The following is a 16,179-nucleotide window of genomic DNA, read 5'->3' on the forward strand; positions in this document are numbered from 1 at the left end:
GGAATCTCGATTATTCAGCAGCAAATGCAGCTGTAACAGAACCGAAGCCTTCAATTTCAACTTTGAATTCATCGCCTGGTTGAGCCACAACCATAGGCCCTAAGGCACCTGTTAAGATAATGTCGCCTGCAAGTAATGGACGACCACGGCGTACCATTTCATCTGCCAGCCAAACTGCAGCATTGAGTGGGTTTGCAAGACATGCTTTACCTACACCGTGAGACACAACTTCGTCACCACGCGTCATGACCATTTTGCAGTTCACCAGATCAAGGTTTTCAAGTTTTACAGGTTGAGAACCTAAAACGAATGCTGCGGAAGATGCGTTATCTGCAACTGTATCAATTAAACTGATTTTCCAGTTTTCGATCCGGCTATCGACCACTTCAACTGCAGGCAGGGCATACTCAGTCGCGCTGATAATGTCTGCATAGGTATGTTTTTCTTTGGTCAAATCCTGGTTAATTACCAATGCGATTTCCGCTTCAACCTTAGGTTGAATCAGCAGACCTGCAGGAATTACTTCACCATCGCCATAGGCCATGTCAGCAAACAACATGCCGAAGTCAGGCTGATCTACGCCGAGTTGCGCTTGAACCACTTTAGAGGTTAAACCAATTTTACGGCCGACCAGACGGCGACCTTCAGACAAAGCGCGCTCGGTATTCACTTCTTGAACGGCATAGGCAATATCTACGTCAGCACTTTCACCACCCAGTTCTGGGCGAATCGGCGCGATCGCAGTTTGTGATAATTCAGCGCTACGAAGGGCTTGTGCAACTGATTCAACAACAGCAGAATTCGACATCAATGTTTCCTTAAACTGCAAAAATTAGGCTTATGCTGAGATCTAAGATGGACAGAAAATATGGACATGATCAGGCCGATAATCCGTCAGGATTACCTTTCTCAGAGCGAGCATAGGAATAAACAGTTTTAGAATGGGAAAAATACGGCTTTTATGCCAATAGTTATTTTATTTTTTGCTATAGCTATTATCTATAAAGAAAATCCATAAAAACCAAGACAAAACAAAATCTTAGTATTTAAAATGCATCATCATTTAGCAGAAAAACTCCGCTAATCTGACCGAATAAAATCAACATAATTGCGACTTTAGACTAAAAGATAAGAGCAAACGCTTAAATCTGTGGCGCTCCCCGGCAGTTTTAAACCGGGGAAATACCATTTTTTACTGTAACCAAGATAATAGATTAAATCGCTTGTTTCCATTGGACTTTAGCCAACAATGCCGCATGTAAAGCGGTCACATCATCTACGATACAGATCGGATTAAATTGCGCCAAAAGCTCAGGTTCATGCACGCCATAGCTGACACCGATACTTGGCATGGCCATATTTTGTGCCATTTCCAGATCATAAGAAGTGTCACCGACCATAAGCGCATGTTCGGCCTGTACACCCGTTTCTGCCAGTATTTCTTCTAACATGAGTGGATCTGGTTTGGAACGGGTTTCACTGGCAGCACGCGTGGTCACAAACAGCTGCTCACTGTTGGTCTGCTTCAAGACACGATCCAGACCTTTACGGCTTTTACCCGTCGCCACTGCCAGCTTCACACCGTGTTGCTGCAAATCCGCAAGCATATGTGCCACCCCTTCAAACCAGGAATCTCCGGAAGAGTTTGCCACATAGTGTTCTGAATAGCTTTGTAAAATATTGGCATGCAATTCAGGTACATTCGGAAATAAACGCTGTGCCACTTCAGGCAAACCTAAGCCAATAATGCTTTTCGCGTCTTCATCGCTTAAAGGCTGCTGAAACTGTTGTGCTGCAAACTGCAAACTCGCCACGATTTGACTGACCGAATCAAATAACGTGCCATCCCAATCAAAAATGACCAGTTTTACAGGTGTGTTCATAAGGTTTCCTAAATTTGATTCAAGGTTAGGTAGCTTTACCACCTCTCTCTAGCCCTCTCCTTGTAGAAGAGGGTAGAGAGAGGTTTAATGCCTAAAGTCTCCCCTAGCCCCTCTTTAAGAAAGGAGGGGGAATTCCCTCCTTTTTCAAAGGAGGGTTAGGGTGGATTGAATTTATTAAAAGAAAAAAATAAGTCTTTACTGAGCCGTCGGCTTATCCGCTTTCTGTGCTCTTAACTGCGCCACCAGACTCTGCATATCTTCCGGCAAAGGTGCTTCAATCATGGCATAACCCGGAATTTCCAGACGCATGGCATGCAGACACAAGCGGCGCGGTTTCGGCCCGTTATAACCAGTTTCATGACCATATTTTTCATCGCCCACCAGCGGATGACCAATACTGAGACCATGTACACGAATCTGATGGGTACGACCCGAAAGTGGAGAGGCATAGACCAGTGTGGCATGCATAAAGCGTTCCTGCACATTCCACTGCGTCTTCGACTCTTTACCTTCTTTCGGCGATACACAGACACGACGCTCGCCATTGGCCAGCTCATAGCGATGTAAAGGCGCATCAATCAACTGACGGTCAAGTGCTACGTTACCTTTGACCACAGCAGCATAGGTTTTTTTAATTTTATGTTCACGCAGCATGTCCTGTAAGCTTTTCAGTACGCTACGTTTTTTCGAGATCATCACCAGACCAGACGTGTCACGGTCAATACGATGAATCAGTTCCAGATATTTTTTCCCAGTCGCTGCACGTAAGCCTTCGATCAGACCATATGCGACACCACTACCGCCATGTACCGCGATGCCCGAAGGTTTATTCACCACCATCAGACCTTCATCTTCATAGATCACGCGGGCCAACAAACCATTGGCAACCTTGTCAGAAATGGGCGCAGCAGATTCATCTTTTTGCTCATAACGGATCGGTGCAACACGAATCTGATCAGCAATCGCCAGTTTGGTTTCCGCCTTGATGCGTTTTTTATTGACGCGCACCTGGCCTTCACGAATCAGGCGATAGATACGGCTTTTTGGCACACCTTTCAAACGACTAAACAGGAAATTATCGATGCGTTGTCCATCTTGATGTTCATCCACTTCAAACCAAGTGACGTTTTGCCATTGTTGCGTAGAATTCATACAGTTACTATGACCCAAAAAATACTAAAATTGATTAAAAACTGATCACTTAGGTTATGCTTTACACAAGAAACATAAGCTTAGCCCATAGGCAGATGATGCAAGGTTTGATATAGTCAGCGCACGGAAACCATCGTTTGTGGGTAAAAGTTGAATCATTTCAGATTTTTCTGAACTTGATTGTTCAATTAAAGACTCACATGATACGGGAAGGTCCCCAAAGAATTATGCCGACGCCGAAGGCTTATTATATCGGCAAACAAAGCAAACTGTTGCGTTTAATTGTACCTCAGGTACATAAATCAGTTTGTCTTAAAAAATATGTCGCCAACTTTCGTTGGTTTTTAAACGTAAACTGATACACATCAGATTAGTCGCACCCTGAAGACGACTTCAGGCTACAGCGTCGATGCATTGGATCTGCACAGTTTGTAAAGATACGACGACAATTCCGTATCAAGACACTTTCTATAAAGAAGGGATGATCTTCGAGCAATGTGACAGTGAAAGTTACATACATCCAATGCACCGCTCGTCCGCCAGTGAAGCGTTCAGGTGACTTTAATCCGTTTAAAGATTGAAGCCGTATTGCCATCATCAATACGTGAATCAAAACCGAAGCCTATCTATACAAGTAGAAGCCGGTAAGAAAAGACTCAGACCACAATGAAATTCATTGCAGATTTGAGCCATTGATCCGTGATGTGTGATGTTCGCTACGTGTATAGCGATTTTTTGCTGTGTATCACTATAAGGTGTTACACCCATGAAACGTATGTTGATTAATGCAACACATGCCGAAGAAATTCGCGTTGCACTTGTCACTGGTCAGCGTCTTTACGATTTTGATTTAGAGAATCGTACCCGTGAACAAAAAAAATCCAATATCTATAAAGGTCACGTGACTCGCGTTGAGCCTTCTTTAGAAGCTGTATTCGTCGAATATGGTGCAGGTCGTCAAGGCTTCCTGTCGATGCGTGAAATTGCAAACTCATATTACAAAGCCGACCCTCGCCAGACCTCAAATATCCGTGAACTGATTACGGAAGGTACCGAGCTTTTGGTTCAGGTGGAAAAAGAAGAGCGTGGCAATAAAGGCGCTGCCCTGTCTACGTTTATTTCACTTGCTGGCCGTTACCTGGTTTTAATGCCAAACAACCCGAAAGGTGGTGGTATCAGCCGTCAAATTTCTGGTGCTGTGCGTGAAGAACTGAAAGAAATGCTGGCGACGCTTAACGTACCACGTGGCATGAGCGTGATTGTGCGTACTGCCGGCATCGGCCGTTCACAAGAAGAGCTGCAACTTGATCTGCAACATCTGCTTGACCTTTGGGCACAAATCCAGAAAACAGCAAGTTCTGGCCCATCTCCAATGTTGGTGCATCAGGAAGCGGGTGTGGTGACACGTGCCATTCGTGACTACCTGCGTGATGATGTTGCGGAAATTCTAATTGACTCTGAGCAAGCCTATAACGAAGCTTATAACTTCGTAAAAGCAGTGATGCCACGTCAACTCGACAAACTGAAAACCTATACCTTAAATGAGCCTTTATTTGCTCATTTCGCGATTGAAAGCCAGATTCAGACTGCCTATGAACGTGAAGTAAAACTCCCTTCTGGCGGTTCGATCGTCATCGATCAAACTGAAGCTTTGGTGTCGATTGACATCAACTCAGCAAAATCGACCCGCGGTAGCGATGTTGAAGATACTGCGCTGAACACCAATATTGAAGCTGCAGAAGAAATTGCGCGTCAACTCCGTTTACGCGATATCGGCGGCCTGGTGGTGATCGACTTTATCGACATGACCAAAGATCGCAACCAGCGTATGGTGGAAGCGAAACTTCGTGAAGCGACCCAGAGTGACCGTGCCCGTATTCAATTCGGTCAATTGTCACGTTTTGGCCTGATGGAAATGAGCCGTCAGCGTCTACGTCCTTCTCTTGAAGAAGCGACTGGCTATGTCTGCCCACGCTGTCATGGTACTGGCATGGTACGTGACTTGCGTTCACTTTCACTTTCAATCATGCGTAAAGTGGAAGAGATTGCGCTGCGTGAACGTCAAGGTGAAGTTCAGGTCGAAGTTCCGGTCGAAATTGCTGCATTCATGTTGAATGAAAAGCGTCATACCTTGGTATATCTGGAACAGACCTCGAATGTACGTGTGACAGTATTGCCGCATCCGCATCTAGAAACACCGCATTATGAAATTACCTATAATGCCGAAGGCTTTGCCCCAACCAGCTATGAACGTACCGAAGCGACCCGTTCAAGTGAAAAAGAATTGGGCTATGAGTCTTCTGAATGGCATCTAGAAGAAGAGCAGCATGCGCAACACGCAGCACCAGCGCCTTCACAGCCGCAACAAAACAACGGCCGTAATAACAATAAACGCCGCAATCCACAAAACCAGCCGGCTCAACCGCAAGTGGCACAGCAAACACCTGTACAGGCAGTAGCTCCAGTAGCTTCAAGCAGCCCATGTGCATGGTTAGAAAACCTGTTTGTACAAAAACAGGCAGCGACTGTTGATCCATCACGTACTGCCAATAATGCTGCAGCAGCGATTGAACAAATGATCAATGGCGGTGCGGTAAGTCGTGGCCAGTTCGGTCAGGTGGCTGCACCGGTTGCACAGCCAGCACCACAGCACGTAGCACAACCTGCTGCTGTATCAAGCAACAATAATGCTTACCTGGCACCATCGACTGTTGCACAAAAACAGGAACGTGATGCGGCAGAAAAACCGGCAGAGCGTGAAGAAAGAGCACCACGTCACAACAAGAAACCGCGCAACCCGAACCCGAAGCACAAAGAACCGCGCGAGCAGGTTCAGTCTGAAGCTCCTGCACCTCAGCAACATCAAGTGCATGAAGAAGTGGTTCAGGTGTCTCGTCAAGAACAACGCCATGAAGCACGTGAAAACAAGCGTCATTCTCGCCGTCAGCATCACAACGAGCCAGCGCAGCAAAATGATGTTCAGAACAATGAACAACAGCCACAACAGGCAATGCCGCGCCGTGACCGCCGCAACCAGCAACGTCCGGAACGCCCAAATCGCCACCGCGATCCAAGTGTTCTGAACGAACAAGCGCCTCAGGCAGCTCCTGCAGTTGTTGAAGCGCTGGCCGTCAATGACAAGCAGCTTCGTGTTGAATTGGTCGATGCACCCCGTCCGGATGTGATGCCAACAGCAATGGTCGTAAATATTGACCAGGCAAAAAGCGAAATCGTGGCATTGAATGACAATGCTACAGTTGCAACGCCAGCAGTTGAAGTCACTGCACCGGCAGATGCGCCAGTTGAAGCGGCTGCAGCTGAAAATGTGGTTGAAGCCACCTTGACAGCTCCTGTGGAAGAAATTGTAGCGACTGAAGCAACGTCTGAAAAAACACGGGCCAGCAACGATCCGCGTCAGCGTCGTCGCCAGCAGCGTGCAGCACAGTCGCAACAACCTGCAGCTCAGCAGTTAACACCGTCACAAGTGCCAACTTTGGGCCAGTTCACCATTGGTAGCCTGATTCGTCATGTCTATGGTGAAGACTGCTCAGTGCTGATTGAACAGTTTGGTTTATTACCAACCTTCAACCGTGCTTTAGAAAAGTTCACGAAAGAGTACAACGCGAGTCTGGTGGCTGCCGCAGCGCCTGCTGCTGCTGCAGAGAAAAAACCGGTCACCCGTGATGTTGAAGTAACGGTAGCCAAGGTTGAAGCAGAGCCTGCTCCAGTCCTGGACCTGAACCCACCAAAACCGGTCTCAGACAAGCGTGTTGCCAACGATCCACGTGAGCGTCGCCGTTTGGCCAAACAGGCTGCGGAACAGGCTTTGCAACAAGCCAAACAGCAGGCAAAAGTAGAAGCCGCGCCGGCGGTTGAAACTGTGCCAGAACCTGTAGCAGTAGAAGCACCAGCTGAACCTGTTGAAGCAGCTGTAACTGAAGCACCTGTAGCATCGGAAGCAGTGGTTGAAACGACGGAAAATACTCAGCCGACGGAACCAGCAACTGAAACCGCAGCACCAGTAGAAGTGACCACTGAAGTTGCACCAGCTGAAGTTCAGGTCGAAGAAGCGGCTCCAGCTGAAGCAAGTGCTGAAACAGAAGCGCCTGTGGCAAAAAGCAAAGATGTGGCAGAAGCGACCGTAGAGGAAGCTGAAGCCAGCGAAGCGGAAAAAGCCGAGAAGCAAGCTGCTCGCCCGCGTCGTCCACGTGGCCGTCCACCGAAAAAAGCCAATACTGCAACTGAGTCATAATTTGCCCAATTGCAGTCACATAAAAAAACCTAGTCATTTCGATGACTAGGTTTTTTTTGCTAGATTTGGTCAAAATAGGTAGATTGCACTAGCTTTTTAACGTTAAAAGATGGATAGCTTGTCTACTGTATATAAATTAAACCTATCGGATACGAAAAACAAATAGGATTCTCATGACCCAAATGAAACCGCACGATCTTATTGGTATTGCAGATGTCGCTGCCAAAATCCCGGCCTTCTTAATCAAAGTGCCTAATTTGCTGACTGGGCTAAGACAGGCTTATTTACGTACTCCGAATACACCGGCCGGTCTGGGTCTGGCTTTTGAAAAAGCTTCACAGCGTAATCCTGAAGGTATCGCTTTGCGTTTTGAAGATCAAAGCTATAGTTATACCGCTCTTAATGCCTGGGCCAACCAGATTGCACATTTTTATCTTTCCTTGGGTGCCAAGAAAGGTGATGTCGTGGCGCTGATGGTCGAGAACCGCCCTGAACTCATTGCCAGCGTGCTCGGTCTGGCCAAACTTGGTGTCACCACGGCACTGGTCAATACCTCGCAAGTGGGTAAGGTGCTGACCCACAGTATCAACCTGGTCAAACCAATTGCGGTGATTGTCGGTGAAGAGTGCCAGAACGCGGTCAACGAGATTCGTGATGACCTCAATATTAGCAGTGATCGCCTGCATTGGTTTGCCGACCAAAATACTCTAGCCGATCCGGGTCAGGCGCCTGCAGGCTTTATCAATCTGGCTGAAAAAATCGATCTCTCCCCGAAATTCAATCCACCGACCACCCATTCGGTGCAAGGCAAAGATGGGCTGTTCTACATTTATACGTCGGGCACCACCGGCCTGCCTAAGGCAGTCATCTTTACCAACGGGCGCTGGACGCTGGCTTATGGCACCTATGGCCATGTGCTAAACCTGAAGAAAGATGATGTGATGTACTGCACCCTGCCGCTTTATCATGCCACAGGCATGGTGGTATGCTGGTGTGGCGTGATTGCAGGTGCAGGAACGCTTGCGATTCGACGTAAATTCTCGACCTCCTCCTTCTGGAAAGATGTAAAGAAATTTGATGCATCTGCAATTGGCTATGTCGGTGAGTTGTGCCGCTATCTGATGGATGCCCCTCCCTCTGAACTGGAAAAAGACCATCGGGTCACCCGAATGATCGGAAATGGCATGCGCCCGAATATCTGGGACAAGTTCAAATCCCGTTTTGGGATTCAGGAAGTGCTGGAATTGTATGCGTCCAGTGAAGGCAATGTCGGTTTTAGCAATATTTTCAATTTTGATAATACCGTCGGTTTCTCCCCGACACCCTATGCCATTATTGCCTTTGATAAAGATAAAAATGAACCGGTTCGGGATAACAAGGGTCACTGCAAACGGGTAAAAAAAGGTGAAACTGGTTTACTGATTGGTAAAATTACCCGTCGCTCACCCTTTGATGGTTATACCGACCCGGAAAAAAACAAGTCTGTGATCATGCAGGATGTATTTGGCAAAGGTGATGCTTATTTCAATACGGGTGATCTGGTACGTAATATCGGCTTTCGTCATGCCCAGTTTGTCGACCGCTTAGGTGATACTTTCCGCTGGAAAGGTGAAAATGTCTCGACCACCGAAGTCGAAAATATGCTCACCGAGTATGACAAAATTGTTGAAGCCGTGGTCTATGGCGTTGAAATTCCAAATACCAATGGTCGTGCCGGGATGGCAGCGCTGACCTTAAAACCAGATATGCAACTGGATCAAGAAGACCTGCAACAGATGGTCAGCACCTTTAAACAGTGCTTGCCTGCTTATGCCGTTCCGGTGTTTTTACGTATCCAGCAGCAAGTCGAAACGACAGGCACCTTCAAATACCAGAAAAACAGGTTGAAAGAGCAAGCATTCGATCCGAATAAAACCGATGAACGCCTGTTGGTTCTATTACCAGGTGCAACGGCCTATTCTGAGCTCACAGCAGAGATTTTTGCCAACATTCAGGCCTACCAATATCGCTTCTAAGTACTGAAGTTGCCTATTTTTTGTTTAGATAAAGCACAATTGTTCTATTTATAATCAAACATGGGCAACTTTGTTATTTTTTGCTTGCGCTGAAATGAGATCTTGCTACAATACGCTCCATCAAACAAAGTGGTGCTTTAAGCTATTTAGCTTGACTTGCACTATACATTCAAACCTAGTTTGAATGCCGGTTCAGGGCCGTTAGCTCAGTTGGTAGAGCAGTGGACTTTTAATCCATTGGTCCCGCGTTCGAGTCGCGGACGGCCCACCATTTCTTTGATATCCCTTGATGGGCCGTTAGCTCAGTTGGTAGAGCAGTGGACTTTTAATCCATTGGTCCCGCGTTCGAGTCGCGGACGGCCCACCATCATTCTAAAACATCAGTTTTAGAAATCTCAATCAAAGTCATTTTGATTACCCAGAATGGGCCGTTAGCTCAGTTGGTAGAGCAGTGGACTTTTAATCCATTGGTCCCGCGTTCGAGTCGCGGACGGCCCACCATTCTTTACTTAGAATGTCTTCTGAAACATCCCCTACACTATTTTCATTTGCTTTCTATCAGCTGCTATTATATGTTCACGCTTGGATTTTAGGCTGATTTGTTTTCAAAACTTGTTTTGATTTTTAAATAGTTTTCTTTAATCCAATTCTAAAAAAAGAGCAGCGCCGTTTCTTATCGCATTATTTTCTAATATCAAATGTGGTGTCTTTTACCAGCTCATAAGCTTTAGAGGGTGCAGGATAGCCGCGATCAAATAATTCACGATTGATTCTTTCCTTTTCACTATAGATTTTGTCCAGATTCATCACCAGATGGTTCGAATCCTTAATCGTATAATAAAAGCTCGCCCCTTCTTTACGACTCACCACCACCTCGGTACGCTCCGGATTGATAAACCAACGGTCTTTGCGATAGGTGATATTGCTGGCAGTGCTACTTTTGGCATTATCAATAAACACTTTGCCATACTGCAAAATGCTGCGATGCACCGTACCATCCGGCATTAAGGTCAAAATAAATTCTGCCTTACCCTCATTGCAGGGCGCAAAGTTACCATCACAGTCGATCTCGGTATAATAGCGGCCGATAAAATCTTTGGCATAATCTGGTACGACGGCCAGATTTGACTCGGTTTCTGCCCGAAGGGTAGCTTGCCCTGCTACCTGAGTTAAAGATTTTGCACTCACCGGCACGACATCAGGCTGTGCATTCGCAGCGGAAATTTTCACCCCCTCCTGTCCTGATTCTGCCTGAAGCTCCTGCTCAGGCTTGACTTGATGGCGATCACAAGCCTGTAGTATGCCCATCCCCCCCAACATTAGGCCGAATTTAAAAAAACTGCTTAATGTACAACTTGATACATCCAATTTCATTTTAAAGCATACCTAAATTAGGAAACACAGCACGTACAGAGCACATTGCAAGCCAATGAACTTTACACAAGAGTTCAATAGAATTTTCACTATGTTAGTGGCTCTTAGAGCTGGATTTAATCTTTATTAACATTACTTAACGAATTTATTTGCAATCAGCACTTTAAAAATTTTGATCCAACTCCATTTTTGAAGTATGGATCTGTTTTAGGATTCAACCCTATTTTTAATCAGGAGATTTTAATGGCCAATGTTGGTTTATATCGCTCTAACCGCTCAAACATGATTGCAGGTGTGATGGGTGGTATTGCTGAACGTTTTGGTTGGAACGCAAATTTATTACGCCTTATCTTTGTGGTGATTTCGGTCATGAGTGCTGCATTTCCGGGTATTCTGGTCTATCTGGTTCTGTGGTTAATCATGCCAAAAAAGCAGTACAGCATTGAACAGGACAAGGTTCAGCAAGTTCAGGGCTATCAAAATCCTGTGCGCACCGTTAATCAGGATAAACGCTATTAATCTGCATCCTAATTTATAGCAAGATGTATTGAAGTGCTTCCTCCTTCACCCAGTCTAATGGGGTGAGATTTTGATGCCACGATAATTCCCCTAGATTATCGTGGCTTTTTTTTGCCTATATTTTTGTTATTTCTATGCTGTATGACAGCTTTTTACTTTATCTTTTAGCTCAATTAGCGATAAATTCAATATTCCAATGTTTGAAATGGATGTCAGATGACTCAGGCAGAATGGATGATGCTCTGGCTCTGTGCCTTAGCTGCACTGCTGCATGGTTTAAGCGGATTCGGCTTTCCCATGATGAGTACAGCCGTTCTGTCCAGTGAATATCCGCTGAGTATGGCAGTGACGCTTGTGATTCTGCCCTGCCTGCTGCTTAACCTGATTATGCTCAATGCCGATCCACAGCATGGCCTGTTCAGCAGTATGGGCTATTATCTCAAACGTTATTGGCCCTTAATCCTGAGTAGCCTGCTGGGAAGCATGCTCGGAGTTCAGTTATTATTCTGGTTGAATGAAGGGATTCTAAAATTATTGCTGGGTCTGGTAATTGTATTTTATGTCTTGGACCAGTTACGGGCACGACCCTTACAAGTTAGTCCGCATATTTCCAGCATGCTCTGTTTTGGTTTACTGGCCGGCATTATTGGAGGTGCGACCAATGCTATGGCACCTTTTCTGATGATGTATCTGATGAGCTGCCAGCTGTCTAAAACCGACATCGTCATTATCAGCAATCTCAATTTTATTGCCAGTAAACTGATTCAGCTGGTTTGGCTCTTTCCCCTTCTGATTGCATTTGAAGTCCCCCAACAGCATATTCTGATCGGGATAAGCTTATTTGCCCTTGCTGGCGTCTGGATTGGAGGCAAAATACGCCATCGTTTATCTCAGCAGCACTTCAAATGGATTGTCCTGGCTTTACTTTTTGGCTTGGGCCTGTATGCCCTCTGGCAAAGTGCTGGATTATTGCAACAATCTGGTTATAGTATCTTTAAATAGGGTATTTTTTAAACAAAGCAAAATTACAAATTCAAAGCTGATATAAAAAAATGACGTAAATAAAAACCTTGCAAGGAGAGCATATGACTCAGACCAATCTAGCCACCCCAACCAATGCGATGCCTAAAGGGCTGCTCAAAGGCTGGATCCTTATTGTTGTTGCAGCTATTGTGGCCTATAGCCTCTATCTTTATCTGCCCTATGACCAGAATGCCAATAAGGGTCTGGCTCTGCTGGCTTTTATCGGTATTCTCTGGCTGACTGAAGCGATTCATATCACCATTACCGCACTTTTAGTTCCAGTGATGGCGGTGTTACTCGCCATGCCAATGGCCTCTGACGGGGGACTGGTTCCCATCACCACACAAGCCGCTTTGGCCACTTTTGCCGATCCTGTCATTTTCCTGTTTTTTGGTGGTTTTGCGCTGGCAACGGCATTGCATATCCAGAAGCTGGACCGGAAAATTGCCATGTGGATTATCTCCATGTCTGGTGGGCATTTGGGTATTTCTGTACTGGCGATTTTTGTGGTGACGGCGCTGCTGTCCATGTGGATTTCCAATACGGCCACTGCTGCCATGATGCTGCCTTTGGCCTTAGGCTTGCTTTCACATCTGGATGTCAGCAAGGATCGTAAAACTTTTGTCTTTATCCTGCTCGGCATTGCCTATTCGGCCAGTATTGGCGGGCTGGGCACCATGGTCGGTTCCCCTCCGAATGCCATTGCCGCCAAGGCACTCGGCTATGATTTTGCCGACTGGATGAAAATCGGCTTGCCGATGATGTTCATTATTCTCCCCGCCATGCTAGTCAGTTTATATCTGGTACTACGTCCAAAACTAAATCACAAAGTACAATTTGTGACCGAAGATATTCCCTGGACCGGCACCCGTATAGCCACCATGATCCTCTTTCTCTGTACTGCAATTGCCTGGATTTTCAGTAAAAAATTCACCGAAATTTTTGGTATTTCTCAGCCGGATACCTGGATTGCAATTTCGGCTGCCTGTATGGTGGTAATTCTAGGTACCGCAAGCTGGAAACAGATTGCAGAAAATACCGACTGGGGGGTCTTGTACCTATTTGGTGGTGGTCTGACCTTGAGTGCCATTCTGAAGGATTCAGGCAGTTCGCTGGTACTGGGGCAAACTCTGGCCAATGCCTTTGGTGATGCCTCCCCGCTGATGATTATTTTTGTAGTCGCCACTTTTATTATCTTCCTGACTGAATTTACCAGTAATACCGCTTCGGCTGCCCTGCTGGTACCAGTATTTGCCGCAATTGCGGATCAGATGGGCATGCCCAAAGAAATTCTGGTGATTGTCATTGGTATTGGTGCCTCATGTGCCTTTATGCTGCCGGTAGCTACCCCGCCCAATGCGATTGTTTTTGGAACCGGTCATATCCAGCAAAGCGAAATGATGAAAGTCGGTTTTGTACTGAATATTATGTGTATCTTTATTATTTCACTGTTTATTTACTGGTTCTTCCTCTAAACCAAGTCCAATAAAAAAGCACGTTTTGGCGTGCTTTTTTATTGGCAAGTATCGCTGCTTTTTAAGCAAAATCCTTGCTCAAAAGCAGATGCATTAAACTCAGATAATTTCTCTAAAATCATCTTATTCAGTTCTGCTTTTGATCTTAAGTTGATTGAGTTCCTGATTCAGTGCAGCAATGATATCGGCACGACTGATAATTCCCACCAGCTGTTGTTGACTGACCACCGGAATATAATTAAAAGAACGTTCAACAAAATAAGGCACCAGATCCTGAATCGGCTGGGTCGGCTGCACCGTGACGACTTTTAAGCTCATAATATGCCTGACCTGATCTTCCCAACTGCTGCGAATATCTGAAGCACGCTTAAACCATTCCACCACGTCATACATGGCCAAAGTACCGACCAGTTTTTCTTCTGCATTGACCACGGGCAGGCTCATCAGGTTCATCTGTTTAAACTTGTCCAGCGCATGATGAATATTGTCATTTTCATGCAGCGTGACCACATCTTTGGTCATAATATCCTGACAAGTAAATTCATGCACCGCGCGCGCATTGGCAATATCCTGTGCTTCCAGAATAATCTTTTGCAGGTCATATTCACTGATATCCAGCAATTCTGTTTGCTGGTCTAGCACGTCCTGAATATCCTGCGGCTGAATGGTAACTTTCTGGGTCGGGGTTGGATCTTTAGAACGGGTATTCAGTTGCGCCTGCTGCGGATAGCTCTTGCCAATCATGCGGTTAAATACAATGGCGATGATCATCAGCAGCAGTGAATTTAAGAGCACCGGATAAAACACAAAGGCATAGCCCAGATCATGTACCGCATTTCCGCCCAAGACCGCAGTAATCGCGACCGCACCACTCGGGGGATGCAAGGAATCTGTGGTCATCATCAGCATAATCGACAGAGCGACGGCGACACTAAAAGCTTCAGTCGGATTGGCCATGAATAATGCGCAGGTTACGCCGACCACAGCCGCAATGGTATTCCCCACCATAATATTCCAGGGCTGTGCCAGAGGACTGGCCGGCACTGCAAACAGCAACACCGAAGACGCCCCCATCGGTGCAATATACCAGGCCTTAAAATCACCCAGAATCCACAAACTCAGCAATGAGGATACGGCCAAGCCGATCAGGGCACCGATGCCGCATAACAGACGGTCTTTGAGCGGAAGGACTTTGAAGTTTGGTTTTAAGGTATTGAGCCAGTCTAGATTTGAGTGAAACACAGTCTACCTGATTTACTTTTTATCGATTTTCCGCATTATAGAACCAAGCAGCCTTAAAGGTATATTTGTTTTATATCTTTTAATGCTGCAGGTATGCCTACTTTTTAGAAAAAAAATGTCGGCATGATTGCTCATCATCAAAATGGTTTTGAAGGGCTGAGGCTTTATACTTCATGCATATTCCAACAACATCGTGACTTACAATGAAGCTGATAAAACTGTTTAAAATCATGTTATTTTGCAGTAATTTCAGTGGGCTTTGATAGCGGATTTTCATCTGATTCAGATCGAATAATCGGCTCGATTTTAATCAGCTCGACCTCACCATAGAAGGTCGAAAATGCCACATCTCCGGCATCGATGCCAGTGCCAATCCGAATTAAATTTTCTACAGGCGCCAAACGGGTCGGATCAAACAGTACCCACCCACCCTCTAAATAAGCTTCAAAAATGGCGTGAAAATCGGGTAAAAACTTTTCGATTTCGACATAACCGACCACCATGCGTGCTGGAATGCCTAAAGCACGACACAGCGCAATACCTAAATGAGCAAAGTCACGACAGACGCCCGCCCGATGGATGAGCACATCTGTTGCAGTACTAAACTGATCCGTGCTGCCAGAAACATAAAATATATTGTTATAAATCCATTGTTCAATCGCTTTGACCCGCGCATAACCCGGCGTCATCCAGCCAAAGGACCGATTGGCCATTTCTGCAAATAAATCCGAATTACAGTAACGGCTGGCCAGCAAATAAGGCAGCACCGCATCAGGCAAATCCGGAATCAGCACTTCATTCAGATTATGCTGCGCATCTGCATTGATCACCGGATGACGTTCAACTGTCGCGTTATAATGCACTTCAAAGACATCACAAGGTTGGACATGCAGACGTATATAACGATTTTGATGATTTAAATCCTGGAATTCACGCCATACGACAGGCATATTAAATGTCAGTTGTTGTTCAAGAATAGTTTGATCGGAATGATGTGCCGCCTGAATCAGAAAAACAAATTCTGTGGTCTGGACAACCTTATATTTTAAATGACATTGAATTTGATAAGTGGTCATGAATTTCCTTATTTTTAAGCATTATTATATTGTGTGAATATTAAACTAATTTTAGGATGCTAATCGTATAAGATCAGTTGAGCTTTATAATGCTCCGGTTAATCGGATGCCATATATCTGATTTATTCTTGATTTTTAAGTTAGCCTCAATCGGCCAGTAAAGCTGAA

General features: G+C 45.6%; 11 protein-coding genes and 3 tRNA genes. 8 read left to right on the plus strand and 6 right to left on the minus strand.

The genetic code is table 11. The annotated features are described in order from the left end of the window. Positions 1-10: 10 nt before the first annotated feature. From CWI32_RS03735 to CWI32_RS03745, 3 genes are all read right to left on the minus strand, one after another. Positions 11-808: a 2-keto-4-pentenoate hydratase gene (locus CWI32_RS03735; RefSeq protein WP_100534660.1), complete on the minus strand. Its 798-nt coding sequence runs from the start codon at positions 806-808 to the stop codon at positions 11-13. Between the two features lie 406 nt (positions 809-1,214). Further along, positions 1,215-1,883: an HAD-IA family hydrolase gene (locus tag CWI32_RS03740; protein ID WP_100534661.1), complete on the minus strand. Its 669-nt coding sequence runs from the start codon at positions 1,881-1,883 to the stop codon at positions 1,215-1,217. 195 nt (positions 1,884-2,078) lie between these two features. Further along, positions 2,079-3,035 carry an RluA family pseudouridine synthase gene (locus CWI32_RS03745; protein WP_005095416.1) on the minus strand — a complete coding sequence of 319 codons (957 nt, stop codon included), beginning with the start codon at positions 3,033-3,035 and terminating at the stop codon, positions 2,079-2,081. Positions 3,036-3,801: 766 nt separating this feature from the next. Here CWI32_RS03745 and CWI32_RS03750 point away from each other — a divergent pair. The 5 genes from CWI32_RS03750 (at position 3,802) to CWI32_RS03770 (ending at position 9,803) form a co-directional block, all read left to right on the plus strand. Then, positions 3,802-7,287, plus strand: a complete 3,486-nt coding sequence (locus tag CWI32_RS03750) for an Rne/Rng family ribonuclease (RefSeq protein WP_100534662.1) — start codon at positions 3,802-3,804, stop codon at positions 7,285-7,287. Positions 7,288-7,460: 173 nt separating this feature from the next. Then, the gene (locus CWI32_RS03755) at positions 7,461-9,302 is read left to right on the plus strand and encodes a long-chain-acyl-CoA synthetase (protein ID WP_100534663.1); all 1,842 of its coding nucleotides are present in this window, start codon (positions 7,461-7,463) and stop codon (positions 9,300-9,302) included. A gap of 195 nt (positions 9,303-9,497) precedes the next feature. Beyond that, a tRNA-Lys gene (locus tag CWI32_RS03760) sits at positions 9,498-9,573 on the plus strand. A gap of 20 nt (positions 9,574-9,593) precedes the next feature. Next, positions 9,594-9,669 (plus strand) — tRNA-Lys (locus tag CWI32_RS03765). 58 nt (positions 9,670-9,727) lie between these two features. Then, a tRNA-Lys gene (locus tag CWI32_RS03770) sits at positions 9,728-9,803 on the plus strand. Positions 9,804-9,983: 180 nt separating this feature from the next. On the opposite strand, the gene CWI32_RS03775 is transcribed toward CWI32_RS03770, so the two are convergent. Next, positions 9,984-10,676: a hypothetical protein gene (locus CWI32_RS03775; protein ID WP_005172899.1), complete on the minus strand. Its 693-nt coding sequence runs from the start codon at positions 10,674-10,676 to the stop codon at positions 9,984-9,986. A gap of 243 nt (positions 10,677-10,919) precedes the next feature. On the opposite strand from CWI32_RS03775, the gene CWI32_RS03780 reads away from it, so the two are divergent. The 3 genes from CWI32_RS03780 (at position 10,920) to CWI32_RS03790 (ending at position 13,693) form a co-directional block, all read left to right on the plus strand. Continuing rightward, entirely contained in the window at positions 10,920-11,195 is a 276-nt protein-coding gene (locus tag CWI32_RS03780; RefSeq protein WP_005095409.1) for a PspC domain-containing protein, read from the plus strand. Between the two features lie 216 nt (positions 11,196-11,411). Next, a complete protein-coding gene (locus tag CWI32_RS03785; protein WP_100534664.1) occupies positions 11,412-12,197 on the plus strand; it encodes a sulfite exporter TauE/SafE family protein in 786 nt (261 codons plus the stop codon). Between the two features lie 83 nt (positions 12,198-12,280). Then, the gene (locus CWI32_RS03790; protein ID WP_005172903.1) at positions 12,281-13,693 is read left to right on the plus strand and encodes an SLC13 family permease; all 1,413 of its coding nucleotides are present in this window, start codon (positions 12,281-12,283) and stop codon (positions 13,691-13,693) included. Positions 13,694-13,816: 123 nt separating this feature from the next. Here the strand turns inward: CWI32_RS03790 and CWI32_RS03795 are convergent, their stop codons facing one another. Beyond that, positions 13,817-14,935: an HPP family protein gene (locus CWI32_RS03795; RefSeq protein WP_005095404.1), complete on the minus strand. Its 1,119-nt coding sequence runs from the start codon at positions 14,933-14,935 to the stop codon at positions 13,817-13,819. A gap of 233 nt (positions 14,936-15,168) precedes the next feature. Beyond that, positions 15,169-16,011, minus strand: coding sequence for a transglutaminase-like domain-containing protein (locus CWI32_RS03800; protein ID WP_005172908.1), 843 nt, complete (start codon positions 16,009-16,011; stop codon positions 15,169-15,171). Positions 16,012-16,179 lie beyond the last annotated feature (168 nt).

The sequence above is a fragment of the Acinetobacter pseudolwoffii genome (assembly GCF_002803605.1).
Classification (GTDB): Bacteria; Pseudomonadota; Gammaproteobacteria; order Pseudomonadales; family Moraxellaceae; genus Acinetobacter; species Acinetobacter pseudolwoffii.